Genomic DNA, 25,455 nt, shown 5'->3' on the forward strand with positions numbered 1-25,455 from the left:
GCGCTTCGGTGTCGCTTCACTTTCGCTTGCTCTCCCGACCGCTTTATTAATGTAGCAACCACGAACCGCTTCTGTCAACTGTTTTGAAAAACTTTTTTGGAAAACTCTCAAAATCCCCAAGGGCGCAGCTTTTGGGCTAAGTTGGTTGGACAAGCTTTTAGAAAAATTAGGGGAAAACTGACGTGGTGAGTCCCAGGGCTGTTCTACCTCCCTTGATCGTATTAGACCCGCTCCTGCACTCCTGGTTGTTGGAAGATGTCGGTCGCGGCGATCGCTCGAGTCAAAGTACGCGATGCAGATGGGAGGAGCGATGAACCACCGGATGGAACTAGATGATGCTGTAATGATTAAGGATAATCACATTGCTGTAGCTGGAGGAATCGGCGAGGCGATCGCTCGTATCCGTAGGTAGATGGTGAATAAAGTGGCGACCTTGACTGACCTCCACTTTGATATTGGATCTTCCTGGCTACTCAATCGTTAGAAAAAGCGGCTTCTTTTGATGAGCGACCAGCGCATTACTAAGGAGGGGCTAGTTCTGAATTAAGGCTCAAGAACACCGCCGCTAAGAACTGAACGGAGGAAGTGTTGAGCCGATTGCAAGCCCTGACTCATTAGAAGTGCAATCGTGGTACCCAAATGATGCAAACTCAACAAACCCACACGTAGCTCTCAAAGTAAGCGTTTTGATAGCAAAAGTAGCAGATTAAGAAGTAGCAGATGAAGACAATGCGGGGGAAAGCCACGGATGAATAAGAGTTTCTGCTTTAACCCTGTTGACCGCACTGTACGGCGACTTGAGTAAAATTGTCAAAATTGAACAAACTCCCAAGAAGCGGGAGAGCATTGTGAAGAGCTTAGCTTACCCCATCCTTCTTCAGATATTTTGTCCGAATGTCTGTTAGGATGAGTTTCTGCCAGTACATTCCGGTCTGTTTCTGGCGCATTGGAAAAAAGCTCATTTAAGCCATCCAACTGAACCACAAATTTCCTGCTCTTAGACTGGCCCCAGGCACTTGATTTGGGATAGGGGCATTACTAGGAGCGATCGCATCCATGACATTTCGTAACCTCGGTCTTTCAACGGACCTGCTTCGTGCTGTGGCTGACTCTGGCTATACTGAGCCAACCCCCATTCAGCAGCAAGCAATTCCCGCCATCCTGAAAGGGCAAGACATTTTCGCCAGCGCCCAAACTGGAACGGGCAAGACTGCTGGCTTTACCCTGCCTTTACTGCAACTCCTAGGTACTGCCAACGCCAACCAGGTGCATCGCAGACCTCGTGCCCTCATCCTCACCCCTACGCGCGAACTGGCAGATCAGGTCAAAGATAGCGTCAAAACTTATGGAAAATACCTGTCGCTGCGAGCAGCAGCCATCTATGGCGGCGTGGGAATTAAGCCGCAAGTTCAAACGCTGCATCGGGGAGTTGATATTGTAGTCGCTACACCCGGTCGCTTGCTCGACCACGTTGGGCAAAAGACGGTCGATCTCTCGAAGATAGAGATACTGGTGCTGGATGAATGCGATCGCATGTTAGATATGGGCTTCATCCGCGACATCCGCAAAATTTTGGCAGTGCTACCTGCATCGAGGCAAACGCTGATGTTTTCTGCCACCTTCTCTAAACCGATTCAGCAGCTTGCCAGCACCCTACTAAAGTCTCCGACCCAGATCGAAGTAGCTCCCCGGAATACCGCCGCACAGCAGGTAGAGCAGGTGGTTCATCCGGTCGATCGCAATCGCAAGCGAGAACTGCTTTCTCATATGATCGGGTTCCACAATTGGCAACAAGTGCTAGTCTTCACCCGGACGAAACACGGAGCCAACCGTCTAGCTGAGCAACTTGCTCAAGATGGGCTGAAAAGCACTGCAATTCATGGCAACAAAAGTCAGGCAGCCCGTACCCGTGCTTTGCAAGACTTTAAGCAAGGAAAAGTGCGAGTATTAGTTGCTACCGATGTAGCATCACGGGGTCTAGATATCGATCAGCTGCCCCACGTAGTCAACTTTGAACTCCCTAACGTACCAGAAGACTACGTGCATCGCATTGGTCGCACAGGTCGCGCTGGTAATGAAGGAAGAGCGGTTTCCCTCGTCAGCGAAGATGAATACTCATTCCTCAAAGACATCGAACGATTGCTCAATAAAACCCTTGTGAAAGATGTGATTCCAGGCTACGAGCCAACTGCCCCAGTCCAGAAAGTGGTAGACCAAGCGAAGGGTCAGCGCGCAAATCAAGGGCGCAGTAACCGAGCAAAGTCCCAGGCACCATCTGCACCCACCCGCAGCAAAAAGCCCACCGCACCAGGTCGCGCTCAAAAAAGGCTGCACACTGCTTAAGCCTCTAGCGATTACCGCTTAGTTAAGGCGAGATACCCGGCTTTCTAAAAAAGTCGGGTATCTTTTTAAGGACTGACAATGCGGTTGGTAAGGGGTGCGGTGCGAAATACAGGTTTGCGATCGCTATTTGGCAATCGCTGTCAGTTAGTCATCAATGATAATTATGGGTGAATGGCGAGTTACGGTTGAAAAAGCTGCTTAAGCAATCGATGGAGGAACACCAATGACCGTTACCATTCCCATTCGTGCCATTGAACTCACTCCCGGTAGCACGATTAGCATTCATAACTTGTCTTGGCAGGACTTTGAACAGATTCTTACCGAATTGGGAGAAAAGCGCAGCACCCGCATTGCATACTACCAAGGAACGCTGGAAATCATGTCCCCTTTGGCACTGCACGAGCGCCCCCATCGCATTATTGCTGATATTGTCAAAGCTATCTTAGATGCTCAAGGGCGGGACTGGGAAGATTTTGGCTCAACTACTCTGAAGCAACCAGAAATTGCCGGAGTCGAACCCGATACCTGCTTTTACATCCAGAATGCCAGTCGTGTCTGGGGTTGCACCAATATGGATTTAGCGGTTTACCCACCTCCCGATCTCGCCATTGAGTCTGATGTAACTTCAAAGACTACCTTGAACGCCTACGAAGCGCTGCGCGTTCCGGAAGTGTGGATCTATCGGAGTCGCCAACTTAAGATTTACATTCTCCAAAACGGTGACTACGCGGAATCATCTGTCAATTCTATCTTTCCCGATCTTCCCATCACCAAAATGATTCCCCAACTGTTACAAAAAGCCATTGATGAGGGAACCAGTCGGATGCTGCGCGAACTGAAAATACAACTGGGTTAATATCAGGAAAGATTTACCCCGATCGCGTATGAAATACGGTTTGGCGATCGCTCTTTGGCGATGACTGTCAGCTACCCATCAATGACTTTGATATAGCCATTTTTAAACAGATGATTGGTATTGGAAATACACGAGAGGAGGAATTCCTCTCTCGTGTGTCTCCCTCAATGTATTGAAACTAGGTCAATCTAGGTGGGGCCAAATTGACTTTAATTGCTATAAACCTGCCGCCGATTTACAAGTATGCGGTAGAACAACCCTTCTGGGTTTCTTACCACTTCTCGTTTGCGCGTCTCCTCAACAACTTTGAGAGCATAGCGAACATCTTCTATGCGAGATTGACGGATCAACCTCTCTAAATTGGTGTCTAGCGTGAGTCCCGATGCTTTGACTTGGGCACGAATGAACTCATGAATAAGTGTCAGTAAAGCATCCCAGGGCTTGTTTTCTGGCAATTCTGAGTTATCATGGTTACTATATGAGTCTGCCATGTGGAAACATTCCTCCTGTTTGGAAGTTTTTGGTGGATTTCAATTGAATGAAGGACGGATCGCGGGCAAGCAAACCCGTCCCCAATATATTCTGTACAGTGAAGGCTATCGATATCTACGTCGGTAGCCTTCACTGTTTTCAGTATGGACCATACAACTCAGTTTTGGCAATATCTGTGCGGCTCTACTGTTTGAGTGTTAATGCCAAAATTCCGGCTGCTGAGATTCCTTCGCGTTTTCTGTGTTTGCCGTAAGGGATAAATCGGTTAAGTTAGCCCTATTGAGTAACAGCCCTGAACTAATACCAGGGCTACGGCATTAAAAACTTTGGTGCTTGGTATTTGATGCATGGGTATATGTATAATGTGTTAAAGCTAGTGGCATGAAGTACATAACACCTTTACTTCGGAATAAGCCGGAAAGTCAGAGTAAGGTCAGTTTTCAGTAGTAAAAACATAGCTAAAACAAGTGTATGCCGACCGAAAAAGCCCTTTTAGAAACGGAACAAGAAGCTCCAAACGCAAACAGCCTATCTAGCCCTAACTCAGTAATGTTTGTTCACAACAAACTTGATGAGTATGGATTAGACCCCTACGAGTTTCGGGTTTATGCACATGCTGTTCGTAGGACAGGAGGAAAGCCTAATGGTAAGTATTTTGCTAGTCTTGGCAAGACAGCGGAAATCTGTCAGATGAGTGTTCGCCGCGTCCAGTATTCATTAAAGTTCCTATGTGAGGCTGGTTTCCTTACCCAAGAAAAACGTGCAGGACGCACAGATGAGTACAGGGTAACTCTTGTAACTAAGTGGGCAAGACCGGAAGACTTAGAGGTTATCCGAGAAGCAGTTACAGGTATTAAGAGGAAGAAGACTAAGGGTAAGGGTCAATCAGCTAAATTAAGCCAAGATAACTACACTCCTGAGCAAAGGCAAACTCTAGCTGAGGCTGCTGCCAAGATCCAGAATTTACTGAAGCAACTAGAACAGACCAACCCTACTGCTAGTCAGGCACACCAAAAAGCTTTTGTCACTGCTGCCTTTCCTCTAACTGAGAGGAAGCGGTTCGTGAGCGCTTTTCAAGCAGGTGGGAAGGAAGCACTCAAAGAGTTTTTAGACGATTCGTACATCAATATTACAGATGGAATGTTGATGGAATGGCAGAAAGCCGATACCAAGTTGTAGTCTAAAACTTAATAAGGATGTGGAACATCAAGACATGGTAGGGGATGACGCAACGAGATTTGCCTTAAAAACTGAACTCTTGCAGCGAGTAGAAGCATTAGGACTACAGCAAGCGCTATTTCCGTCTGATGGAGAGCCAATCGATGAAATTGTGCAGCAGCTAGAAAGCATCAATCCCATCCCACAGCCACTCCACCCCAACCATCTGCCTACTCTACTCGGTAATTGGCAATTGGTGTACGCCTCAAAAGGAACGGTTGTTACCCGCCAAATCGCATCAATTCCAGATTTTGGGGGAACAATAAACATCAAACGGGTGTGGCAAAGGTTGGTTGCAGGCGGTACGAGGAAAATTTCTACCTGTAACGGTGCTTTTCTTGACTTACCCCTGTTGGGAGAATGGCGGTTACAGGCTGACGGCGTTTGGACTTGGGGCGCAGATGAACAAACGGCTAAAGTGACTTTTGACAGTTTTTCGATGCAAGCAACAAAGCTTTTTGGCATGGAAAGCTGGAGTTTTCCTGAGCTGAAAATACCAGTATTGGAATTCTTCCGCAATCAGGCAGAGTGGACAACCTCTTATTTAGACGAAGAAATTAGGGTAGGACGCGGTGCAACAGGCAATCTGTTTGTATTTCGTCGTGAGTGAGTTGGGCGTTTTGAGCGATCGCGTTCTATCAACTCAGGAATTATGAAGAATGCGATCGCTCTTGAGTCATATGCAATAGTTCAAGTCATCTGAAGCCCAATATCGAACGTACCCACGTAGCCTTGTGCATCTTGGGTTAGCTGAAGCATCAGTTCTTCACCACCATCTTGAAAAATGCCGTCTCCATCGTTCCTCTGGGTGCGCTGTCCCTTAGCAGCATAGGGAGACTGCGCGTAAATTTGATCCGTGAGAGCATCGTCGAAGTAAAGCTGCGAGGTAAACTCAGAACCACGCCCAGACGCAGAATCGGTGCGAATCTTAAAGTGAATGTGAACCGTTCTGCCTGGATACCAGCCAGGATAAATCGTCACAAACTCCGCAGTCCCATTTGCATCCGTCACCTGATAGCCGCGCAGGAATTTTTGCCCTTGCGTATCCCCGTTGAAGTCCCGAACATCGGAATACACCCCCAGCGCGTCGCAATGCCAAATGTCTACAGTTGCACCCCTCAAAGGCGTACAGGATCTACTATCAATCCCAGAGACACGAAACACCAAACGCAACGGTACTCCCGGCTTTACCGCACCGTTCGAGGGATCTGAGCGGATATCAGAACGGTTAAGCTTCTCATCCACGAAATATGGCCCTTCCGTTTGTTGGGGTTTTACCACGCAAGTCGGAGTCTGCGCGATCGCTACCGGAGTCGGTATCTGAGTTGATGTATTTATCGGTTTTGCTGAGATCGACTCTCCGCGCCACCATCCCACAAGCGATACTGCCGCTGTTCCCCCTAGAAAGCCAAGCACCTCTCGCCGCTTCAGCATGGAGACAACTGGGATTCTTTTCACACGGTCTTTTTTCATTTCATCTGCTCCAAATAGAATTATCGCAATCTACCTGGGCGGTTGAAACCGCGTCTACACAGACAAAACCCGCCTGCGCGGGTTTCAAAATCTTTGATTTGTCTTAAGTCCGCGCAGGCGGACTTAGTTTGTTTAGCCGCGATTTCTAATCGCCAGGGCTTATTGAAAATTTGGTCGTATCCACGAAAGGGTCGCTAAATTGATTCAAGCTTATTGCTGAGGAGGAGGTACGTCTGATTGGTTGCCATCTTGAGGTGGACGGGGCGGAACTCCCAGCGCATTTACCAGTTGCTCTTCCGTCACGCCGAGTTTTGCCGCCGCCGCCTTAAAATCGGGTCGGGGTGGGCGTTGTCCCGGTTTGGGCGGTGTAGTTGGTGGGTTTGCAGGTACTCCCAGTGCTGCCTTCAAATTGGCTTCTGACACACCCAGCTTCTGCGCTGCGGCTGCAAAATCGGGACGGGGCGGACGGGGCGGAACTCCCAACGCATTTACCAATTGTTGTTCGGTAATGCCGAGTTTTGCCGCCGCTGCCTTAAAGTCGGGACGAGGTGGGCGTTGTCCTGGTGTAGGATTCGCTGGCACTCCCAGTGCTTCTTTCAACTTAGCTTCTGAAATGCCCAATTTCTGAGCCGCTGCGGCAAAATCTGGTCCTCGTCTGCGTCCCTGTCCCTGCTGTTGTTGATTGGGCTGGGATGAGTTTTGGGCTTGTCGGTTAGGCGATTGAGCGATCGCCTGATTAAGAGTCACACATCCAAACGTCCCAACTAGAACAGGAATCGCGATCGCTGCTAACAGTCGGCGGGTATTCATCACAAGCTTTCTCCTTCGGTTGAATCTAGAAATGTGTCTATAGATTCAATTAAGCTCAACCAAAATTACAGCTTGCCCCTTGTCAAAATTACAGTTTTGTAATGTGAGCTAGTGAAGGCGAGATCCCCGACTTTTTAGAAAAGTCGGGGATCTGAACCGCAGGCGAAGCTCTGCGAGCGCGCTAGCGCTATCGCGTGAACTCCACAAAAGTAACCTCAAACAGACAACAGCCATACTTCCTTGGAAAGACGCGATCGCACAGATGTCTTCCTAGGATTAGTAAGAGTTGCGATCGCATTCGCGCAGACTTTACTGATAGCGAAAAAGAAGCACAATCCACAGCTTCCTAGCGTGGAGAAGCCCTACAGGAGTTTAAATGGTTATGAACAGTTCGTCGAACCGACCTCTGGCTGTCGTGACAGGTGCCTCCAAGGGCATCGGTTACGAGCTTGCCAAACAGTTCGCCCAAAACGGCTTTGATCTCCTTGTCACAGCCACCGGATCGAGTATCGATGAAGCCGCTCAAACCTTTGAGGGACTGGGTGCCAAGGTCGAGACGGTACAGGCCGATCTTGCTACTTATGACGGTGTTGAGACACTCTACAACCAAATTAAGGCGACTGGCAGATCGGTAGATGCGATCGCAATCAACGCCGGGGTTGGTGTCGGTGGTGATTTCGCCCGCGAGACTGACCTAAAGGACGAGCTGAATCTCATCAACCTGAACGTCGTTTCATCTGTGCATCTCGCCAAACGGGTAGTGAAAGATATGGTCGAGCGCGGCAAGGGTCGAATCCTCTTCAGTTCGTCAATTGCTGCCATCATGCCAGGGCCATTTGAAGCAGTCTACGCGGCTTCCAAAGCATTTGTACACTCCTTCTCGGAAGCGCTACGCAACGAGTTAAAGGACACAGGCGTCACTGTTACCTCACTCATGCCTGGGCCAACCGATACCAACTTCTTCCATCGTGCGGGAATGGACGACACCACGGTGGGTACAAAACAGAACGATGACCCGGCTGAAGTCGCCAAACAAGGTTTCGATGCCTTAATGGCAGGCAAGGATCACATCATCGCTGGTTCGCTCCTGACGAAGATTCAGGGCAATGTGAGCAAGGTTTTGCCTGATACCCTCAAGGCTGAACTGCATCGTCAGATGACTGAGTCTGAGTCGGCTAACAAGTAACGCACACAGTGCCTTCCCGATCATCTGTTGTATATAAAGGCGTTTTGGCAGGCATTCTCATACCGACCGGAGCAAATGCAAGCGTCGAATGAGGTGCAGACATCAATACCCGTAGGCAAAAAGTAGTTTAAAGCAGAACACTTATGCACATTCATCATCTCAATTGTGGCTGTATGTGTCCGGTCGGTGGGGCGCTCTTCGATGGCTTCAGTCGCGGTCTAACGGCTCGCCTCGTCTGTCACTGTCTGCTCGTGGAGACGAACCAGGGACTCGTTCTAATCGATACTGGCTTTGGTCTGCGCGATGTTAAGTCACCTTACGAGCGACTCAGCCCGTTTTTTATTCATTTCAACGGTATCCAGTTCGATCGCAAGTACACGGCGATCGCTCAGGTCGAGCAACTAGGATTTTCCGCACGGGACGTGCGCCATATCGTACTTACCCACCTCGATTTCGATCATGCTGGCGGACTGGAGGATTTCCCTGAAGCAACCGTACACGTAATGCAGACTGAAATTGATGCAGCGCAGGATCGGCACGGCTTCATTACCAGCCAGCGCTATCGTCCAGACCAGTGGGACGAGGTTAAACGCTGGAAGTTCTATTCGCCGGGGGGCGAACCCTGGTTCGGCTTCCAGGCTGTGCGCGATCTTGAGGGACTACCGCCAGAGATTCTCCTCATCCCGCTTGCTGGTCACACACGGGGTCATGCTGGCGTTGCCATCCAGACAGGAGAGAGTTGGCTCCTGAATGCAGGCGATGCCTACTTTTACCGAAACGAGATGGACTCTTCCGAACCACGTTGCACGCCGGGAATGCGTTTCTACCAATGGATGATGGAGGTGGATCGCGAGGCGAGGCTCCACAATCAAGATCGGCTACGTGCATTATCGCGCGATCGCAATAACGACGTGCGCCTCTTCTGTAGCCACGATGCGATCGAGTTCAAAGCGTTCGCCGACCAGTCCAGCGACCCTCAGAACTTGAAAATTCATCATTCATGAAGTCTGCGTCAATCAGATTGATTGAAGAAGCAGGAATTAAGAGCGATCGCGCTGAACAGCAGGAGGCTATGCTCAGTTAGTCCCCGATCTGATGTTTGAGGTCAAGTCCAAAACTGACTTCTTATTTAAGTTGCGTCAGAAGACTCAGGAATTTTTAGCTCTATGAACACAGGTTAGGGTTTTAGTTGACTTGCGATTAGTTTATATGAAGATAAGAAAATGTTAGGCTTCCTATCAAAAAAGGGTTAGCCATTAAAAAGCCAATCGAGTAACTCTTTGTCGAATAGCTCTGGCTCTTCAAAGTGAGGCGCATGGCTGCTCTTCTCAAATATGCGGATAGTAAGATTACTAAACTTGTCTCTTACTCCTTCCCACATATAGGGTGGTGGAACGAGGTAATCGTAGCGACCAAGTGCAAGCAATACAGGTACTTGCAACTTATCTAAGTTCTCAGTAATATCTATATCCCGAAAAACCTCGCCCCAGACATAATCAAACATAGCCATATTGACTTCTATACCTTCCCAAAGTTTTGTCGCGTCATAGTTGTAGTCAAACCAACTTTTGGGTCCCATGAGAAGGCAATAAGTAATAAAAGCTTTCTCAGGTGCAGCAGATATTTCTTCAGGCAACCTGGTCAGGTTTTTAGCAAGAGCCGCTTTACGCTCAGGACAAACAGAATCATTCAGATAACGTTCCGCAGCCAAATGCCCTTCATGGGAGTAATTTGGTCCTAAGCACATCATTACCACATGAGACACATTGGCAGGATATTTCTTGGCATACTCCAGCGCCATAAATCCATGACCTGAATGACCAATAACAATAATCTTGCCAAACCCTAGCTCTTTCCTAACCAGTTCAATATCATCAACCAGTGAGTCTAACTGGAACAAAGAGGTGTCTTTACAATTATAAGGAGGTGAGAAACCTCGATGATCGATAAAGACCAACTTTAGACTGCTACGAAGATTGTTAGAAAACGTTCTAGAGTAATACAGTGAACTTCCAACCACGATGGTAGGAGTACCGTCACCCTCAACAATATACTGAAGCTGAAAACCGCTTGAATACACATGGCCTGTTAAAGACATATTCTTACTTCTCCAGATTTCATATGCTTAATCATAAATACAGAGACGACCGCCATACAGTCTAGGATTTACTATGATTCGTTCAAGTAGTTTCGACATTTTAAGTAATCGCTTAATTAAATGTTAATACTAGGATAAAGTACGCTTTTGCAGCGTACTGGGTTCAGGAATAGATTGACATAGACGCAAGACTTACATCCTCGTACAGTTGCGATCGCGTCTTCACAGCACCATCCAATCGTTTGGCAGATTTGAAGCCTTAGCACCAGAAGTCTTGGCTATTTTAGCTACAGTAGCAAAAGGACAAGCTACGGTAGTCAGTGCGTAAAAATAGAGGTCAGCAATGTCCAATTACTACCATTGAACGATCGTGCTGTATCGACTCATAAATCCTCTTTCTTCCTTAGGGGAATTTTAGGAGAGGCGAGTTGGATTTGTGTCATAGACACGCAGACAGACTTGTAGGGAATTTTTACTACCCGATCCTACAAAGTGCCTGACTCTAGTTGCTCCAAGTATATGAAATCAGGAGCCTTTACTCCGGCTTCAGCTCTGATTCTAATGAGTTTAGGAGATTCAAAAAAACGCTTGGCATCGTCTATCGATGTCCACAATGAGAAATGCACCACTTTGTTGGGATCGCTTTCATACTTTAAGACCTGATACGACCTCTCTCCAGCTTCCCTTCTTATGTCGGATGCATTGTCAAAAACCTTCTTCCACGACTCGTAGTCTTCAACTTCATGGATAATTAACACGTATTGCATAATTTATCTAGCTAGTAGTGTTTCTTTATTAACCTAACCGATGCTTGGGACATTGGTGTTGGTAGTAGTGGATCGCGAGCCGAGGCTCCATGATCAAGATCGGCTACGTGCATGATCACGCGATCGCAGTAACGACGTGCGCCTCTTTTGCAGTCACGATGCGATCGAGTTCAAAGCCTTCACCGACCAGTCCAGCGACACTCAGAACTTGAAAATTCATCATTCCTGAACTCTGCGTCAGTCAGATTGATTCAGGAACCAGAGCTAAGGCGATCGCGGCAAGCAACAGGAGACTATGCTCAATACTAGCCTCTTAGACTTTACATAACTAACCGACGATTGCCATACCATTGACTCAAATCATGCTCAATTCCTTCAAGGATTGCGATCGCATCCATCATTGATTTTGCATCAGCCGCTAACGAAGCAAACACTGACTCAATCCGTTGTTGATAATTCTGTGGACAGAGCGCAAAGCTGTTGGCAACTGCCACCGCACCTTTCTCATTCAATAGGTATTCTTCATTGAGTGCAAATAATACCTGATTCATACAAGCTACGCTACGGAAACAGCAACCTGCTGCATAGGCAACATCTCCGCGTGCAATTGCCTTTTGTGCAATGAACAGTGAAAAACTAATTTCCCAGGCAAAAGTATCAATAGTTGCTTGTTTAAGCTGAATAGGATAAGGGGTTGTCTTTGCCTTTAAAGCGTCTAAAACGTTATACGGATCGTGAAGTGGCAGACAAATGGCAACTTCACCCATATAAATAGAGGACACAAAGCCGTGTGGATGCCCTGGTTGGTAATCAATAGTAATTTGCCCAGTATGACAATCATTAATGACACGATTAACCTGAGCCACATCACGATAGAGAAAATCTACAGATACTCCTTCTACCTTTAGCCAACCACCGCCATTAATCCATTTCCCCCATCCACCAATTGGGGTGATTAGATTTGCGCGATGATTGTCGTCAAGTTCAGAGGCGAGGTGATTTAGAGCAGTCACATCAAGCGGATTCTCTGGATTGTAATAGATTCCCAGATCCACATCTGACTTCTGTGTATGGTTGCCTCGTGCCCTTGAACCCCCTAGAGCGATCGCTGCAATTCCCTGAATTGACTGTAAACGTTCAACAACACGGTGGATGAACTGAGGCAACTGCTGATTCATATTGACTCCATTTTTACCACCAATTCAAACCCATTTCACATTAGATGCTATCGGACAAGCTTCAAATAACACCCTCACTCATAACATAAGCTGCACAACTATTAGTTGTACCGCATTCGCTATCAAACACCACCCGCTTCAACTATATTTTCTATATAGAGTTATCTACATGGAATTCTGTTGAATAGTCTGTATCTAGCTGAATCGAAGCGATTAGGCTTTGAGTCCAAGGAAAGCGATCGCGGCAAGCAACAGGAGACCATGCTCAGTTAGTCCCTGCTTTGATGTTTGAGGTCAAGTCAAAACAGATTTTGTGCCCAATCTGCGTCAGAAGATTAATAAGAATAAAGCAATTTGCAGCATACTAGGTTCAGGGAGTAATTCACCTTTTGCAAGCTATGCATCCTCTTACATTTCGATTACGTTTTTACCATTACGAATTGCTTCCTCACGAGTTTTGCTATGAGTGCAAGACATAACAACGCGATCGCAAAATGGAATCGTGTGCGATCGCTCAGTAACTTTATCCCTTGACCTAGAGAAACATACTGCAATTAGGAAAGTGGAATTTTAATAGTAAATTCGGTCCCCTTTCCTACTTCAGAGATTACCTCGATTGAACCATGATGTTTTTCAATAATTTGATGGCTGATTGATAGTCCTAATCCTGTACCTTTGCCGATAGGTTTGGTCGTAAAGAATGGAGTAAAAATTTTCTCTTGAATTTCCAGAGGAATGCCTTTCCCATTATCTTGAATGCGAATACAGGCGTAATTCAATTCATTTACACTGGTTTGGATCGCAATCTGCTTGGATTTTATATCTGTCTCTAATAATTCATCAGCAGCATTAGAAAGAATATTCATGAAAACTTGGTTTAGCTGGGCTGGATAACACAAAACTTTTGGCAGACATCCATAGTTCCTAACAACCTCAACATCATGTTTCAGCTTGTGATTTAGAATTAATAATGTACTCTCAATTCCTTCATGTAAGTCCACATTTTTTTGTTCTGCTTCATCTAATCTAGAAAAGTTTCGTAATGACAAAATAATATCTCTAATGCGATGACCTCCCATTTCTACAGATGAGACGAGACTGGGTAAATCCTCCAGCAAAAACTCCAAGTCGATTTCCTTCATGTAATTAATGATTTCAGGAGAGGCTTGAGGAAAGTGTTTTTGATAGAGGTTGAGCAGGCTTATTAAATCCTTAACATAGTTGTTTATGTGGCTAAGATTACCGTTGATAAAGTTAAGCGGGTTGTTGACCTCATGGGCAATTCCTGCCATCATTTGCCCCAGTCCAGACATTTTTTCAGCTTGAATCAGTTGCGATTGAGTTTTCTGTAAGTTTTCGATCGCTTGTTCTACGGTTTTAGCTCTCGCCTCTGCCAGGGAAGCGATCGCCTCTTTTTCTCTCAAAGCATCTTTTAATTTGGTCTGCTGCTCTGTCAGTTCGTCCATCAACTTACCCTTTGCTTGTAAAAGAAAGAGAAAGTCGGTAACAGAGTCGTGAATTGCAAAGTCTTTTAATTTAATTCCTAGTTGGTTTAACTGGCTAATTTCCGTAACGACCGGGGAACCCAGAAAAAAAATAACCTCGCTGTCAGTAATAGGCATCATCTGCCCTTTTAGAATCATTTCACTATCAAGCGATTTCAGCGTAAAGATACTATGAGATTGCTTACTAATAGCAGCAAAATTAGCATTTTGAATAATGGGACGCTTAATTTGGAAGCACTGGTCAAGTTGTGACCCGATGATTTGAGGAATAAGCCTCTGCAAAACCTCTCCCGATTGTACGATTGTGCGATCGCTCTTAAACACAAAATGAAAAGGAAAAGCTTGAGCAAACAATTGAGGAGGCAAAGTCAGATCGGGAGGGTGCATAGAAAGGCTCAGTGAGGCTTGTACTGAATTGAGAACTCATCATGGTCTGCACCCTCAGACTTACTTTGGATCTGCGTAACTTCAACAACCGTATCTAAACGTGTTCCTAATCCCTGCACTAATCCCACTACCATTGGAGCTAATCCCTCTCGGTGTGAATGATAGTGGAGGTGCAATGTTTGTTCTTCAACTTCGTTACAGGTGAAGGATGGAGGCTGTAGTTTCGGAAAACTGACTCCAATGCGGGTATGAAGATCGTCCAAATTCTCTAAAAATTCGGGAAGCGTATCACCGCTCATTGCCATTAGTTCCCCATACCCTTCTTCAGCGGTGTATTGAACCCAGAACTCTCCAAAAGCTTGCATGATTTCTGAAGCAGATAAACCTAAAACAAGACTTGCAGCTTTTACAAGTCTGTGGGTCACATCATCCGGGTAAGACTCCATGCTGATGAATGCATCCACCTCGACCTCAGACTTATGGTGAATCTCTTTCCAGGTTTCTTCACCGAAGCGACTACACAGCATATCGTGAATTGCTTTGTTGACTAAGCCGTACATAAAATCTCCTGTAGTGCTGTTTTAGACTTTTTCATAATTTGCCTGCAACCCTCGTGAGATTGAGTTGCTGGAATCGGCTGACACAATCTTTTCTTTAGAGAGCCTACTTCTAAGATAACTGCACCAAGTTTGGTACTACTGGAGCCTTATAGCTTTACTACTTAAGAGCGATCGCTCCTCATTCCTTCCCTAGCTGCTGCACAAAAGCAGTATGTTGTGGTGCAGCCAACCCTGACTGGCACGATAGGCACGTTTTTTATCACCTACAGCGATCGCGCCGAACGACAGAAAGCTGCATTGAGATTGTTAGACCGCCGTGTACAATAACTAAACACTCAAGTCCAGCTATTAGCTAAACACTTCCTTTAAATGTGTTCTCAAACTTTCAATATTGTTCCACCGAGACATTAGGCTGGGACTGGCTAACGATTTTGCTTTAGTATCTTGCCACCCCCAATCTGCTCTCATGACATCTTTATCGAGGGGAATACGGTGAGGAGCGCTGAAATCAGCAACGCAATCTACCTTCACCCATCTGAAAATGCCCCATTCACCCAGTTTCCATTGAGATTGATCTTCACTTCCTTCCTTGACCAGTTCAACTATGTGCGTTAGATGTGGAATACAACGAGGCTATCCCAAGGTTCCTAATTCAGCCAACAGCTTTGTACCCTAAATCGTTGAGATTTCTATCAAACTAACTCGATTCCAACTTCCCCAGGCGGTTCAAACAAACTTGCAATCTTTGTTGGCTCGTCAGGATAAGGGTCATACGCCGTCTCCAGCAGAACAACAAGAAGCAGAAGGACTTGTTGAACTGGCAGAATTTTTATCCTTACTATATTTGCCCTCAACGCGGGTGATGAAGCAAGCATAGATGACAACGGAGTTCTTGGTTAGACGGCTGCTAGGCAGGTATCGAGTGCCGTAGCAAACGGCTCAGGCGCATCAAGCATGAGCCAGTGTCCTGTAGCGGGTAAAGTGATTGTGGTTAGTGCTGGACGGAGGACGTGAAGGCTGAACGGCGAGTTATTCGACGGAGCAAGAATAGCGTGAGCGCGTGCTCCCGGCGAAGCGAGGTACTCATCAAGAGCTTCTAGTGCTTTAAAGGCGAACAAACCGCGAGACGTTCCAAGCAGCCGATCCTTTGGGGTGGCAGCAAGGCGGGCGAGTATTTGATCTTGCGTTGCCGAGGTGCCCCCTGCCAGTGCGTTGCGGAAAGAGTCTTCCAGTACCGATCGCCAGCCGTCGGTTGCGAGTGCCGCTTGCATCGGAGCGATTTGTGCCTCATATACCTCTGTGGGGAACTGAGTGCAATCGATTGGTGGATCTACCAGCACCAACTGCGCGATCGCGTTAGGTTTAGCCGCCGCCGCAGCGAGTGCGACGCAAGCGCCGAAGCTGTGCCCAACGAGCGCGATCTGCTCAAGTCTAAGGGCTTCTAATAGAGCCAAGAGATCGGCTGCACACGAGGCAGGAGAGTAGTCATCATCCACAGGCGGTGAGGAAGCACCGTGTCCCCGCAAATCGATCGCGATCGCACGTCGAGTCCGGGCGGCATAAGCAAGTTGTTCATCCCAGAGGTCTGCGGAACACGCCATACCATGCACAAACACTACTGGCAGTAGCTTGCATTCCATAGTGGTGACAGGTGCAGCGGCTTCAAGGATATGAATGCTAACGTTCTGAGCAGCGAGAGTTATTAAGTTCATACTGCTTTCCCTTGAGCCTTAATTGCTTCAGATAATCGCCATTACCCTACAGATTAATCTTAAAGCATTGTCTCTAGTCCAATTGCTGCTCAAACACTGGTCAAGCACCTCAAATACACAAACTGCTGTTCCTGTCCCTGCTATGTGATTAGCCCTGCTTACTGCTCCCATTCTACTTGAACAGGCTTTATCTCCTGTTCGTTGAATGCGGTGAGGCTAGCTCTCAGATTCCCATTTGACCAGTGTATGGCTGTGAGATGATACTTGTAGTCTTCTCCGTATTTAGCGCGATAATTGTACATTTGTTTTAAGGTCTAACGGCTAGCGTTATCGATTGCAGATCAGCTTGAACTCAGCACAAGAAGCATTAGTCAATCCGGTACACGCAGTTGTTAGCCATGCCACTAAACAAGTTAAAGTTCCATTTGCATATTACAACCCTCATAAGGGCAAGGTCGTCCAACTCCTTTCCGAAACTATGACTATCTAAACGAATTTGATATGACCTCAAAAGTGTTCCCAATTTAAAATCCCGGCACTCGTATCCTGAATGCCGGGAAAGATTTAAGTCGCTGAGCCTATATGAGAGATTTCCCGGTTCCGTAGAATCAATCTGATGCTGTGAGGTTTTTCCACTAAACTACCCCTGCATAATTAGAGCAGGGGACGGGATTTGAACCCGCGTCTCGCTAGCCTTGTTCTACAGAGAATGATACAGGGAGCGATTTTTAAAATGAGATTGGAGCAATAGCTTGAGCTTTATTCTGAGCTTAATGCGCTAGGGTGGCTTTACCATTTGCCTACCCCCAGATAGACTGGAGGGCAGGAATCGAACCTGCAAATACCCCACTCGCTAAAAATGAACTTGTACTCCAAATCCAGTGTAGTTCAATCTGCAAATAAGTAGCCAAAAATCGCATTAGCAACTTGCCGCTGCTGTACTTCCTTGCTATTGGCTTCTTCTCTAGCTTGAATCACGGCTTTTTGTAATATATCTACTCTACGCAGCATTCGATTCACGCGGTCTTGAGGAAGTGCACCTGAGAACTCAATCAAACTCCAGGTTCCTTCTACAATATCTTTGGATACCTCCTTGATTTGGGCAGGGTGATGTTCCGTTGCTTCATAGGCAACTACAAAATCAGTAATTTTCTTGGTTTTCACAGTTTCTTTAGGACTGGTGACGTAGCATCCTCGATTGGGGTCATGCTGCCAGTCTTTGTCAATCGAAAGCACTGGCAGTGAAGCAATGAACGTCTTCACATCCTGAAGCTGCTTTTCAAGAAATAATAGATAGGAAACAGGAACATCTGCAATAATAGTTTGTCCATCTACTGTGACAGATGCTTTAGCCTCAGTATTAGCATAGTCCTGAGTAGCTGCTAGGTCTAAAAATTCAGAGCAGGATTGCACAAACTTTTCGACCAACTCCTCAGCCTTCAGCGTCAGTTTTTGCGATTCAGGAGGATATACAAATCCATCCTCTTCTCTAGGCTGGTAAGTTCTGCTCAATCCTTGAAATAATGTACTCTTCTGACCCAGTTGCGATACTTCGGCTTTGCCTTTGTTGGCATTTGCTTTAACAGATTGCAACACAGCGATCAACTGATTTAGCTTCATAAAATTACCAAAATTGGTCAATTCAATTATTGCCTAGCCGATAGAGCTAACTTCTGAATTTGCAGGGAAAACTTATTGGAACAGGTGGCTTACAGATAACCACAGGTTAAACTGAATAAACGCCCAAGCCGTCCGACGCATGAGAAACCCATGCATATTCTGTTCGTTGAAGATGAAGCGAAAATTGCCAACTTCGTCCGAGCTGGATTGAAGGAACAGGGATTTGTCGTCGATTACTGTGACAACGGAGACGAGGGGTATACTCGCGCCTTGGACAACGAGTATGACGCGCTCGTGCTTGACATCATGGTGCCGGGAAAAGATGGTTTGTCTATCCTCAAGGGCCTGCGCCGGAAAGGACAGAATGTTCCAGTCATTTTGTTGACTGCTCGTAATGAATTGGATGACCGACTTGAAGGTCTAAATTTGGGTGCTGACGACTATATCGCGAAACCATTTTTTGTTGAAGAACTCGTTGCCCGGATTCATGCAGTGATACGTCGGACTGCGGGCGATCGCCAAAATCTAGTCTGCGTTGGTCCCATCAAACTGGATCGCATCACGCGAGAAGCCACTTGCAATCAACATATCGTTGAACTCACCACCCGCGAGTTTAACCTGTTGGAATATCTAATGCGATCGCCTGGACGAGTCTTCACCCGAACGCAAATCTTGGAACACATCTGGGGCTATGACTTTAATCCTAATACCAACGTAGTCGATGTGTGCGTTCAACGGATTCGCAAAAAGATTGATTCCATCGGTGGCGCGGGTTGGGTTGAAAGCATTCGCGGTGTTGGCTATCGATTTCGCCAATCAGAGTCTCAACAGTGAAGTTGCGTTCCTTCCGTATCCGAATTGCTCTATTGTCTGCTGTTCTGGCAGGTAGCGCCTTAGCAGGGTTTGGATTAATTTCCTGGTGGCTGATTTATGAGGCAAAGGTGAGCCGTCTAGATGCAGAATTGGAAAGCCAATTGATGCGGGTAAGTCGCCCTCGACCGCGTGGCTGGCAGTCTTATGAAGACTCACTTGGGCAGTCGTTTAGAACCGATACAAAAACAGCGATCGCCTTACTAATAATCGGTGCAGATAACAATGTGCTGTATCGTTCCGAGCAATGGACTACCGATCTCGATACCAAAAACCTTTGGACATCGCGCCCCCAATTGCTGCCGTTTCCATCACCCCCTTCCGATCGCCCAACAGCCCCCTTTTCCGAAGCCAACCCGCCATTTCCAGAGCGATCGCAACCGCCGCCGGATCGACCCCCGCCTACGCCTCGATTCGTTACCCAGCGCACCGCAAGCGGAACATGGCGGATTGGTGCCGTTACAACACCTTTTGCTCAAATTGCGATCGCAGTGAGTTTAAACGCGATCGCAACTGAGATGGTCGTCATCCGTAACATCTTCCTGATTTCAATTCCAGGGGTACTTCTGCTTGTAGCCGGGGGTGCATGGGCAATTGCTGGAAGCAGCTTGCATTCCATCCGACGGCTAACCACGAGTATTGGGAATGTCACCGCTAGCGGTTTAGAACAACGGATTCCTATCGGGACAACGGATGTTGAATTTGTCGAGTTAATTCAGGTTTTCAACAAAATGTTGGAACGCCTGGAACGCAGTTTCAAACAAGCGTCCCGCTTCAGTGGAGATGCTGCCCACGAACTCAAGACTCCGCTAGCGATATTGCAAGGGGAATTGGAACGCACTCTGCAACAAGCCGATCCCGGCTCCGAGGTGCAACAAAGCTTGAGCAATTTGCTGGATGAAGTGCGCCGACTGACGGGGATTGTGCGTAAACTGTTGCTGCTTTCTCTAGCGGATGCCGGACAAATGAACCTGCATCGAGTTGAGGTGGATTTGTCTAGCTTATTAACTGAGATGCTGGAAGATATCGAACTGCTAGCACCGCATCTGGAGATTCAAACAGAAATTGCTGATAGTTTGTGCGTAAAGGGCGATCGCGACTTACTCATTCAAGTCTTGCAAAACTTGATTAGCAATGCCATTAAATATAATCTCCCGGATGGCTGGATTCGGATTAATGCTCGTCGTCAGAGTACAGCTGTGTTGATTACGATCAGTAATTGCTCTCAAGGGATTCCTCTGGATGAGCGAAACCGAATTTTTGACCGTTTCTATCGCGGCGATCCAGCCCGAACCCGCAAAGTAGAGGGAATTGGATTAGGACTGAGCTTGGCGCGGGAAATCGCGCGATCGCATCGTGGTAATCTGACGCTTGCTCCGACATTATCTGGACAGACTGCATTCACTCTAACCTTACCCATAGGCTTGTAAAAGCAGCGTTCTTTTTGTACAGAGCCAGCTTCCCCGTCACTCAGTTTTCGTTGAGAATATGCCTTCAATCGCGAAAGCGATCGCTTTCGGGTTTCTCAAAGCTGCTAACCGCTCCAACAAGAGCCGCACAAGCACAATACTAGAGCCGCCAGCAAGCGAACTCCGAACCTCTGGCTTGGTAGAGAACAGTGAAATTGGCGCGATCGCACTTTTGCGGCGGCGATATCGCTGATGCAAATATGTCTAATCTCTCTAACCACTGTCACCTTGACATTCCACAATTTACAATTAGTAATGTCGCCAGAGAAACGCAAAAGGATTTCTTTGTATTCCGCGTAATTGAAATCCAGCCTGCACTGGCTACAAAGGCAATATTGATTTCCTGGCTTGTAATGCTTGCAGGTGGTCGCCAACGGTTCGTTGTATTTACTCTAGAGACCAATTTATGAAAGACCTGACTCGTTATCGAAACATTGGCATCTTCGCTCATGTCGATGCTGGCAAGACCACCACAACTGAAAGAATCCTGAAGCTGACAGGTAAAATCCACAAAATTGGTGAAGTACACGAAGGCGCGGCGACGACGGACTTCATGGAACAGGAGCAAGAGCGCGGGATTACGATCCAGTCGGCTGCGACTACCTGTTTCTGGAACGATCACCAACTGAACATCATTGATACCCCAGGACACGTTGATTTCACAATTGAGGTCTATCGTTCCCTTAAGGTTCTCGATGGTGGTATTGGTGTTTTCTGTGGTTCAGGTGGAGTCGAACCACAATCTGAAACCAACTGGCGCTACGCCAACGACTCCAAAGTCGCTCGCATCGTCTACATCAACAAGCTCGATCGCACCGGCGCTGATTTTTACCGAGTCGTCAAGCAAGTCGATCAAGTGCTTGGAGCCAAGCCACTGGTGATGGTGCTGCCAATTGGCATTGAAGAACAGTTTTGCGGCGTGGTCGATCTGCTGACCCGTAAGGCATGGGTGTGGGACAACTCTGGCGATCCGATGAACTATAAGATCAAAGATGTTCCTACCGACATGGTCGATCAGGTCGAGACCTACCGCGAACAGTTGATTGAGCTAGCGGTTGAGCAGGACGATGCTGTGATGGAACAGTATCTCGAAGGGGAAGAGCCGTCGATGGAGGATATTAAGCGTTGTATTCGCAAGGGTACTCGCGACTTGGCGTTTTTCCCGACCTACTGCGGCTCGTCGTTTAAGAATAAGGGCGTACAGTTGGTGCTGGATGCCGTGGTTGACTACCTGCCGAACCCGATGGAGGTCAAACCGCAGCCAGAGATCGATCTGGAAGGAAATGAAACAGGCAGCTTTGCGCTTGTCGATCCAGACAAACCATTGCGGGCACTCGCGTTTAAGATCATGGACGATCGCTTCGGTGCTTTAACCTTCACGCGCTTGTACTCCGGGACATTGTCCAAAGGCGATACCGTACTGAACACCGCGACAGGTAAGACTGAGCGGGTCAGCCGTTTAGTTGAGATGCATGCGAATTCTCGCGAAGAGATCGACTCAGCTCAGGCGGGTGACATTGTGGCGATCGTCGGCATGAAGAACATCCGAACCGGACACACCATCTGCGATCCCAAGAATCCCGCGACGCTGGAGCCAATGGTCTTTCCAGAACCCGTCATCTCCATTTCGGTCAAACCGAAGCAAAAGGGGGGTGAAGAAAAGATGGTCGCCGCGCTCACTAAGATGGTGCAAGAAGACCCGTCTTTCCATATGGTGACAGATGAGGAGAGCGGCGAAACAATTCTCAAGGGGATGGGTGAGCTACATCTCGACATCAAGGTGGACATTCTGAAGCGCACCCACGGGGTTGAAGTTGAGGTGGGTAAGCCTCAAGTAGCCTACCGCGAGTCGATTACGAAACGCCTCGAAGACAGCTACGTCCACAAGAAGCAGTCTGGTGGTTCTGGTCAATTTGCCAAAATTGGCTATGTAATTGAGCCGGGTGAACCAGGCAGCGGCTTCCAATTTGAGTCAAAGGTGACAGGTGGTACCGTGCCGAGAGAGTATTGGCCAGCAGTGGAAAAAGGCTTTGAAAGCTGCGTCGATCGCGGTGTATTGGCTGGGTTCCCCTGCATGGACTTGAAGTTCACGCTGCTTGAAGGTGGTTTCCACCCGGTGGACTCGTCAGCAATGGCGTTTGAGATTGCTGCAAAAGCCGCTTATCGGCAGTCTGTTCCTAAGGCTGCGCCTCAGCTGCTCGAACCAATCATGAATGTTGATGTCTTCGCACCAGATGATTACATGGGCGATATCATCGGCGATCTTAACCGCCGCCGAGGGATGATGAAATCTCAGGAGACAAATCAGACGGGGGCACGCATTAAGGCAGATGTGCCTTTGAGCGAAATGTTTGGCTACATTGGCGATCTGCGTACCATGACATCTGGGCGCGGACAGTTCTCAATGTCGTTCTCACACTATGCTCCTTGCCCCAGTAACATCGCAGAAGAGGTGATCAAGGAAGCCAAAGAGCGTCAGGCTGCACACTAGGGCATTGGCTCCGATGAAGCGAGTTGTCGGAGCCAATAACCGATAGCAATCCTCAATCAGTCGTGAGATTTTTGCGTAGTGTGAGCGTCCTGCTTGCGTTGAATCCCAGGCAAGATGACCGCACTACGTATTCTTATGACTTTTTTTAGGACTTGAATAGGACTGCTGTATATAGATGTGGATTTGATGCAAATTTTCTGGCGGTCTGTCGATATTAATTTGTTATGAAGCTGAATCCTTTGCCTACAGAAGTCATTCTGAGCCATCCCCGTTCTACCCTAAGTCATCTATATCTAGACTGGAATCCTGAGCCTGGAGCCTATTTAGAAGTCGAGGGTCAAACATATATGGTTTTAGAACGTAGGCATCGCTATCTGCTCAAATCGGGTCGTTATCAGCTTCACAAAATTGCTCTTTACGTTCAAAAGTTCGATACCCCGGCAGAGTGTAGTCTGTTAGACGGGCGCTGGGTAATCGGAGATATCACCTGCTCATACAATGCTCGCTCTGAGTTGCTTCGATGTACGATTAATCCCAGTGGGCCTTGCGATCGCTGCGTTCATTATCAGCCTTTTTAGAATCGCTCTTTATCCCATCAGTTGCGGCTTAATCCCATCTTCGGGTTGTTACAACGATTCGAGCAATAAAGAGCCATTTTATATAAATAAGTTTAAACTTTGTCTTGCCAACGGATGACGTGGCGTGCTTGGCTTAAAAGCCCTAAATCCTAGTAGCGTCGGTAGTTATATCAATCTGCATCGATAAAGGTAAAGCCAAATCGTTTCTGCTTAACCTTCTGCTAGCAGATATTCTGGCGTTTTCACAGCAGGAGCCAGACGCAGCTTAGAAATTAAGGAGTATGCATGGCAGGAAAATTAGACGGAAAAGTGGCAATCGTCACTGGTGCATCGGCGGGAATTGGTGAGGCGACTGCGATCGCACTAGCAGCGGAAGGCGCTAGCGTAGTAATTGCAGCACGACGTTTTGACCAACTGAATGCGATCGCAGATGGCATTGCAGCGACGGGTGGAAAAGCATTGCCAATCGTGGCAGATATCACGGATGAAACTCAAGTTCAGAACCTAGTGCAAAAAGCCAACGCACAATTTGGTCGAGTCGATATTCTCGTCAACAATGCGGGCATTGCTTTGTCAGGTAATATTGAGGGAGCAAATACCTCTGACTGGCGACGCATGATCGATCTCAACGTTCTGGGATTAATGTATGCAACTCATGCGGTTCTTCCTATCCTGAAAGCACAAGGATCGGGACATATCGTTAACATTTCATCCGTTGCAGGTCGAACCGCACGAGTAGGAATCGGTGGCTACAATGCGACAAAATGGGGAGTCAATGGCTTCTCGGAATCGTTGCGCCAGGAAGTATGCAAGCACAACATTCGCGTCACCATCATCGAACCAGGCATGGTGGATACGGAAATCGACAGCCACATTACCGATCCAATCGCCAAACAGCGCACCGAAGAACGGCGTAAATCGATAATACCCCTGCAAAGCGAGGACGTTGCAGCCGCGATCGTTTATGCCGTTACTCAGCCGCCGCGAGTGAATGTCAACGAGATTCTGATTCGACCCACCGCTCAAGACTGGTAGATCCCAAATAGCGAAGCGGCTGGTTCTCTGAGAATCGTTATAGTTTAACGCTTGACGGTATCGGCGGACTGATTGAACAACAGATCCCGCGCCTGATCTGGACTGATGACTTGATCTTTGAAGGCTTCTGCTTTTTCATAAGCCCGAATGGTTGCAGGACGGGCTTTTATTGCTTCAAACCAGCGTTGCAAGTTGGGAAAATCTTCGATCTTTTGGCTTTGCTTTTCGTAGGGCACGATCCAGGGATAAGCAGCGATATCGGCGATCGAATAATCACCGGCAATAAATTCGCGATCGCTTAATCGTTTATTCAACACTGCATACAAACGTCCTGTTTCATTCACATAGCGGTTAATCGCGTAGGGAATTTTTTCAGGGGCGTATTGAGTGAAATGATGGTTTTGTCCTGCCATCGGTCCGAGTCCGCCCATCTGCCAAAATAGCCATTGCAGAACCTCTGCGCGATCGCGAATATTTGCTGGAATCAACTTTCCGGTTTTTTCTGCTAAATACAGCAGAATTGCACCAGACTCGAAAACAGAAATCGGTTCGCCACCCTCAGCAGGTTCGCGATCCACGATTGCAGGGATGCGATTGTTGGGGGAAATCTTTAGAAACTCTGGTTTAAACTGATCGCCCGTGCCAATGTTGATCGGAACGAGGGTGTAGAGTAGCCCAACTTCCTCTAGAAACATAGTAATTTTGTGTCCGTTTGGCGTCGTCCAATAGTAAAGGTCGATCATGATGATGTCTCCTGAATATTACAAAGATTAGGTTTTAGCGATCGCTTTCGGCGCTGAACTGACA

General features: G+C 47.4%; 25 protein-coding genes and 1 pseudogene. 15 read left to right on the forward strand and 11 right to left on the reverse strand.

What is annotated here, in order from left to right; all coding sequences use genetic code 11:
- Window positions 1-268: 268 nt before the first annotated feature.
- The 3 genes and pseudogenes from NDI44_RS26570 to NDI44_RS26580 all read left to right on the forward strand — a co-directional run.
- A pseudogene (locus tag NDI44_RS26570) lies at window positions 269-406 on the forward strand (nicotinate-nucleotide diphosphorylase (carboxylating)); the annotation flags it as partial.
- 650 nt (window positions 407-1,056) lie between these two features.
- Window positions 1,057-2,343 (forward strand): DEAD/DEAH box helicase, encoded by a 1,287-nt coding sequence (locus NDI44_RS26575; protein ID WP_190412912.1) that lies wholly within the window; start codon window positions 1,057-1,059, stop codon window positions 2,341-2,343.
- Between the two features lie 223 nt (window positions 2,344-2,566).
- On the forward strand, window positions 2,567-3,199 hold the full coding sequence (locus NDI44_RS26580; protein WP_190412913.1) for a Uma2 family endonuclease: 633 nt from the start codon (window positions 2,567-2,569) through the stop codon (window positions 3,197-3,199).
- Window positions 3,200-3,408: 209 nt separating this feature from the next.
- Here NDI44_RS26580 and NDI44_RS26585 read toward each other — a convergent pair whose 3' ends face one another.
- A complete protein-coding gene (locus tag NDI44_RS26585) occupies window positions 3,409-3,690 on the reverse strand; it encodes a hypothetical protein (protein ID WP_190412914.1) in 282 nt (93 codons plus the stop codon).
- On the opposite strand from NDI44_RS26585, the gene NDI44_RS26590 reads away from it, so the two are divergent.
- The 3 genes from NDI44_RS26590 (at window position 3,689) to NDI44_RS26600 (ending at window position 5,519) form a co-directional block, all read left to right on the forward strand.
- Window positions 3,689-3,817 carry a hypothetical protein gene (locus NDI44_RS26590; RefSeq protein ID WP_277877578.1) on the forward strand — a complete coding sequence of 43 codons (129 nt, stop codon included), beginning with the start codon at window positions 3,689-3,691 and terminating at the stop codon, window positions 3,815-3,817. The genes NDI44_RS26585 and NDI44_RS26590 overlap by 2 nt on opposite strands.
- 345 nt (window positions 3,818-4,162) lie before the next feature.
- A complete protein-coding gene (locus NDI44_RS26595; protein ID WP_199304856.1) occupies window positions 4,163-4,870 on the forward strand; it encodes a hypothetical protein in 708 nt (235 codons plus the stop codon).
- A 19-nt stretch (window positions 4,871-4,889) separates the two neighbouring features.
- Window positions 4,890-5,519: a PAP/fibrillin family protein gene (locus NDI44_RS26600; protein WP_339380681.1), complete on the forward strand. Its 630-nt coding sequence runs from the start codon at window positions 4,890-4,892 to the stop codon at window positions 5,517-5,519.
- Window positions 5,520-5,599: 80 nt separating this feature from the next.
- Here NDI44_RS26600 and NDI44_RS26605 read toward each other — a convergent pair whose 3' ends face one another.
- Window positions 5,600-6,382 (reverse strand): intradiol ring-cleavage dioxygenase, encoded by a 783-nt coding sequence (locus NDI44_RS26605; protein ID WP_190412915.1) that lies wholly within the window; start codon window positions 6,380-6,382, stop codon window positions 5,600-5,602.
- Window positions 6,383-6,592: 210 nt separating this feature from the next.
- Window positions 6,593-7,192: a hypothetical protein gene (locus NDI44_RS26610; RefSeq protein ID WP_190412916.1), complete on the reverse strand. Its 600-nt coding sequence runs from the start codon at window positions 7,190-7,192 to the stop codon at window positions 6,593-6,595.
- Between the two features lie 382 nt (window positions 7,193-7,574).
- Between NDI44_RS26610 and NDI44_RS26615 the strand changes: the two genes are divergently transcribed.
- Window positions 7,575-8,378 (forward strand): SDR family NAD(P)-dependent oxidoreductase, encoded by an 804-nt coding sequence (locus NDI44_RS26615; RefSeq protein WP_190412917.1) that lies wholly within the window; start codon window positions 7,575-7,577, stop codon window positions 8,376-8,378.
- 143 nt (window positions 8,379-8,521) lie between these two features.
- Window positions 8,522-9,382, forward strand: coding sequence for an MBL fold metallo-hydrolase (locus NDI44_RS26620; protein WP_190412918.1), 861 nt, complete (start codon window positions 8,522-8,524; stop codon window positions 9,380-9,382).
- 245 nt (window positions 9,383-9,627) lie between these two features.
- Here NDI44_RS26620 and NDI44_RS26625 read toward each other — a convergent pair whose 3' ends face one another.
- The 5 genes from NDI44_RS26625 to NDI44_RS26645 form a co-directional block, all read right to left on the reverse strand.
- Window positions 9,628-10,476, reverse strand: coding sequence for an alpha/beta hydrolase (locus tag NDI44_RS26625; RefSeq protein ID WP_190412919.1), 849 nt, complete (start codon window positions 10,474-10,476; stop codon window positions 9,628-9,630).
- Window positions 10,477-10,961: 485 nt separating this feature from the next.
- On the reverse strand, window positions 10,962-11,243 hold the full coding sequence (locus tag NDI44_RS26630) for an antibiotic biosynthesis monooxygenase (protein WP_190412920.1): 282 nt from the start codon (window positions 11,241-11,243) through the stop codon (window positions 10,962-10,964).
- 320 nt (window positions 11,244-11,563) lie between these two features.
- Window positions 11,564-12,421, reverse strand: coding sequence for a nucleotidyltransferase domain-containing protein (locus tag NDI44_RS26635; protein WP_190412921.1), 858 nt, complete (start codon window positions 12,419-12,421; stop codon window positions 11,564-11,566).
- Between the two features lie 554 nt (window positions 12,422-12,975).
- Entirely contained in the window at window positions 12,976-14,313 is a 1,338-nt protein-coding gene (locus NDI44_RS26640) for an ATP-binding protein (RefSeq protein ID WP_190412922.1), read from the reverse strand.
- 8 nt (window positions 14,314-14,321) lie between these two features.
- The gene (locus NDI44_RS26645; protein WP_190412923.1) at window positions 14,322-14,873 is read right to left on the reverse strand and encodes a heme NO-binding domain-containing protein; all 552 of its coding nucleotides are present in this window, start codon (window positions 14,871-14,873) and stop codon (window positions 14,322-14,324) included.
- A 676-nt stretch (window positions 14,874-15,549) separates the two neighbouring features.
- Here NDI44_RS26645 and NDI44_RS26650 point away from each other — a divergent pair.
- Window positions 15,550-15,750, forward strand: coding sequence for a hypothetical protein (locus NDI44_RS26650; protein ID WP_190412939.1), 201 nt, complete (start codon window positions 15,550-15,552; stop codon window positions 15,748-15,750).
- Between the two features lie 19 nt (window positions 15,751-15,769).
- On the opposite strand, the gene NDI44_RS26655 is transcribed toward NDI44_RS26650, so the two are convergent.
- Together NDI44_RS26655 and NDI44_RS26660 are read right to left on the reverse strand one after the other, a co-directional pair.
- Window positions 15,770-16,585, reverse strand: coding sequence for an alpha/beta hydrolase (locus NDI44_RS26655; protein ID WP_190412924.1), 816 nt, complete (start codon window positions 16,583-16,585; stop codon window positions 15,770-15,772).
- Window positions 16,586-17,473: 888 nt separating this feature from the next.
- Window positions 17,474-18,205, reverse strand: a complete 732-nt coding sequence (locus NDI44_RS26660; RefSeq protein ID WP_190412925.1) for a hypothetical protein — start codon at window positions 18,203-18,205, stop codon at window positions 17,474-17,476.
- Window positions 18,206-18,355: 150 nt separating this feature from the next.
- Between NDI44_RS26660 and NDI44_RS26665 the strand changes: the two genes are divergently transcribed.
- The 6 genes from NDI44_RS26665 to NDI44_RS26690 all read left to right on the forward strand — a co-directional run bounded on the left by NDI44_RS26665 (window position 18,356) and on the right by NDI44_RS26690 (window position 24,648).
- Window positions 18,356-19,039 carry a response regulator transcription factor gene (locus NDI44_RS26665; protein WP_190412926.1) on the forward strand — a complete coding sequence of 228 codons (684 nt, stop codon included), beginning with the start codon at window positions 18,356-18,358 and terminating at the stop codon, window positions 19,037-19,039.
- A complete protein-coding gene (locus NDI44_RS26670) occupies window positions 19,036-20,505 on the forward strand; it encodes an ATP-binding protein (RefSeq protein ID WP_190412927.1) in 1,470 nt (489 codons plus the stop codon). The genes NDI44_RS26665 and NDI44_RS26670 overlap by 4 nt, the downstream gene beginning before the upstream one ends.
- A gap of 58 nt (window positions 20,506-20,563) precedes the next feature.
- Entirely contained in the window at window positions 20,564-20,737 is a 174-nt protein-coding gene (locus tag NDI44_RS26675; protein ID WP_190412928.1) for a hypothetical protein, read from the forward strand.
- Between the two features lie 213 nt (window positions 20,738-20,950).
- Entirely contained in the window at window positions 20,951-23,035 is a 2,085-nt protein-coding gene (fusA, locus tag NDI44_RS26680) for an elongation factor G (RefSeq protein WP_190412929.1), read from the forward strand.
- Between the two features lie 224 nt (window positions 23,036-23,259).
- On the forward strand, window positions 23,260-23,613 hold the full coding sequence (locus NDI44_RS26685) for a DUF6464 family protein (RefSeq protein WP_190412930.1): 354 nt from the start codon (window positions 23,260-23,262) through the stop codon (window positions 23,611-23,613).
- A gap of 285 nt (window positions 23,614-23,898) precedes the next feature.
- A complete protein-coding gene (locus NDI44_RS26690) occupies window positions 23,899-24,648 on the forward strand; it encodes an SDR family oxidoreductase (protein ID WP_190412931.1) in 750 nt (249 codons plus the stop codon).
- A gap of 44 nt (window positions 24,649-24,692) precedes the next feature.
- Here the strand turns inward: NDI44_RS26690 and NDI44_RS26695 are convergent, their stop codons facing one another.
- Window positions 24,693-25,391 (reverse strand): glutathione binding-like protein, encoded by a 699-nt coding sequence (locus tag NDI44_RS26695; protein WP_190412932.1) that lies wholly within the window; start codon window positions 25,389-25,391, stop codon window positions 24,693-24,695.
- Window positions 25,392-25,455: the final 64 nt, after the last annotated feature.

Origin of the sequence: Trichocoleus sp. DQ-A3, assembly GCF_039961975.1 — a bacterium.
In the GTDB taxonomy this organism is placed as follows: Bacteria; Cyanobacteriota; Cyanobacteriia; order Cyanobacteriales; family FACHB-T130; genus FACHB-T130.

Bases quoted from the DNA above. Each gene is read 5' to 3' on its own strand.
- NDI44_RS26630 (WP_190412920.1), bottom strand. From the start codon at position 11,243: ATGCAATACGTGTTAATTATCCATGAAGTTGAAGACTACGAGTCGTGG.
- NDI44_RS26610 (WP_190412916.1), bottom strand. From the start codon at position 7,192: ATGAATACCCGCCGACTGTTAGCAGCGATCGCGATTCCTGTTCTAGTT.
- NDI44_RS26615 (WP_190412917.1), top strand. From the start codon at position 7,575: ATGAACAGTTCGTCGAACCGACCTCTGGCTGTCGTGACAGGTGCCTCC.
- NDI44_RS26595 (WP_199304856.1), top strand. From the start codon at position 4,163: ATGCCGACCGAAAAAGCCCTTTTAGAAACGGAACAAGAAGCTCCAAAC.
- NDI44_RS26590 (WP_277877578.1), top strand. From the start codon at position 3,689: ATGTGGAAACATTCCTCCTGTTTGGAAGTTTTTGGTGGATTTCAATTG.
- NDI44_RS26675 (WP_190412928.1), top strand. From the start codon at position 20,564: ATGCCTTCAATCGCGAAAGCGATCGCTTTCGGGTTTCTCAAAGCTGCT.
- fusA (WP_190412929.1), top strand. From the start codon at position 20,951: ATGAAAGACCTGACTCGTTATCGAAACATTGGCATCTTCGCTCATGTC.
- NDI44_RS26580 (WP_190412913.1), top strand. From the start codon at position 2,567: ATGACCGTTACCATTCCCATTCGTGCCATTGAACTCACTCCCGGTAGC.
- NDI44_RS26585 (WP_190412914.1), bottom strand. From the start codon at position 3,690: ATGGCAGACTCATATAGTAACCATGATAACTCAGAATTGCCAGAAAAC.
- NDI44_RS26620 (WP_190412918.1), top strand. From the start codon at position 8,522: ATGCACATTCATCATCTCAATTGTGGCTGTATGTGTCCGGTCGGTGGG.
- NDI44_RS26665 (WP_190412926.1), top strand. From the start codon at position 18,356: ATGCATATTCTGTTCGTTGAAGATGAAGCGAAAATTGCCAACTTCGTC.
- NDI44_RS26625 (WP_190412919.1), bottom strand. From the start codon at position 10,476: ATGTCTTTAACAGGCCATGTGTATTCAAGCGGTTTTCAGCTTCAGTAT.
- NDI44_RS26660 (WP_190412925.1), bottom strand. From the start codon at position 18,205: ATGAAGCTAAATCAGTTGATCGCTGTGTTGCAATCTGTTAAAGCAAAT.
- NDI44_RS26695 (WP_190412932.1), bottom strand. From the start codon at position 25,391: ATGATCGACCTTTACTATTGGACGACGCCAAACGGACACAAAATTACT.
- NDI44_RS26690 (WP_190412931.1), top strand. From the start codon at position 23,899: ATGGCAGGAAAATTAGACGGAAAAGTGGCAATCGTCACTGGTGCATCG.
- NDI44_RS26575 (WP_190412912.1), top strand. From the start codon at position 1,057: ATGACATTTCGTAACCTCGGTCTTTCAACGGACCTGCTTCGTGCTGTG.
- NDI44_RS26645 (WP_190412923.1), bottom strand. From the start codon at position 14,873: ATGTACGGCTTAGTCAACAAAGCAATTCACGATATGCTGTGTAGTCGC.
- NDI44_RS26685 (WP_190412930.1), top strand. From the start codon at position 23,260: ATGAAGCTGAATCCTTTGCCTACAGAAGTCATTCTGAGCCATCCCCGT.
- NDI44_RS26605 (WP_190412915.1), bottom strand. From the start codon at position 6,382: ATGAAAAAAGACCGTGTGAAAAGAATCCCAGTTGTCTCCATGCTGAAG.
- NDI44_RS26640 (WP_190412922.1), bottom strand. From the start codon at position 14,313: ATGCACCCTCCCGATCTGACTTTGCCTCCTCAATTGTTTGCTCAAGCT.
- NDI44_RS26635 (WP_190412921.1), bottom strand. From the start codon at position 12,421: ATGAATCAGCAGTTGCCTCAGTTCATCCACCGTGTTGTTGAACGTTTA.
- NDI44_RS26655 (WP_190412924.1), bottom strand. From the start codon at position 16,585: ATGAACTTAATAACTCTCGCTGCTCAGAACGTTAGCATTCATATCCTT.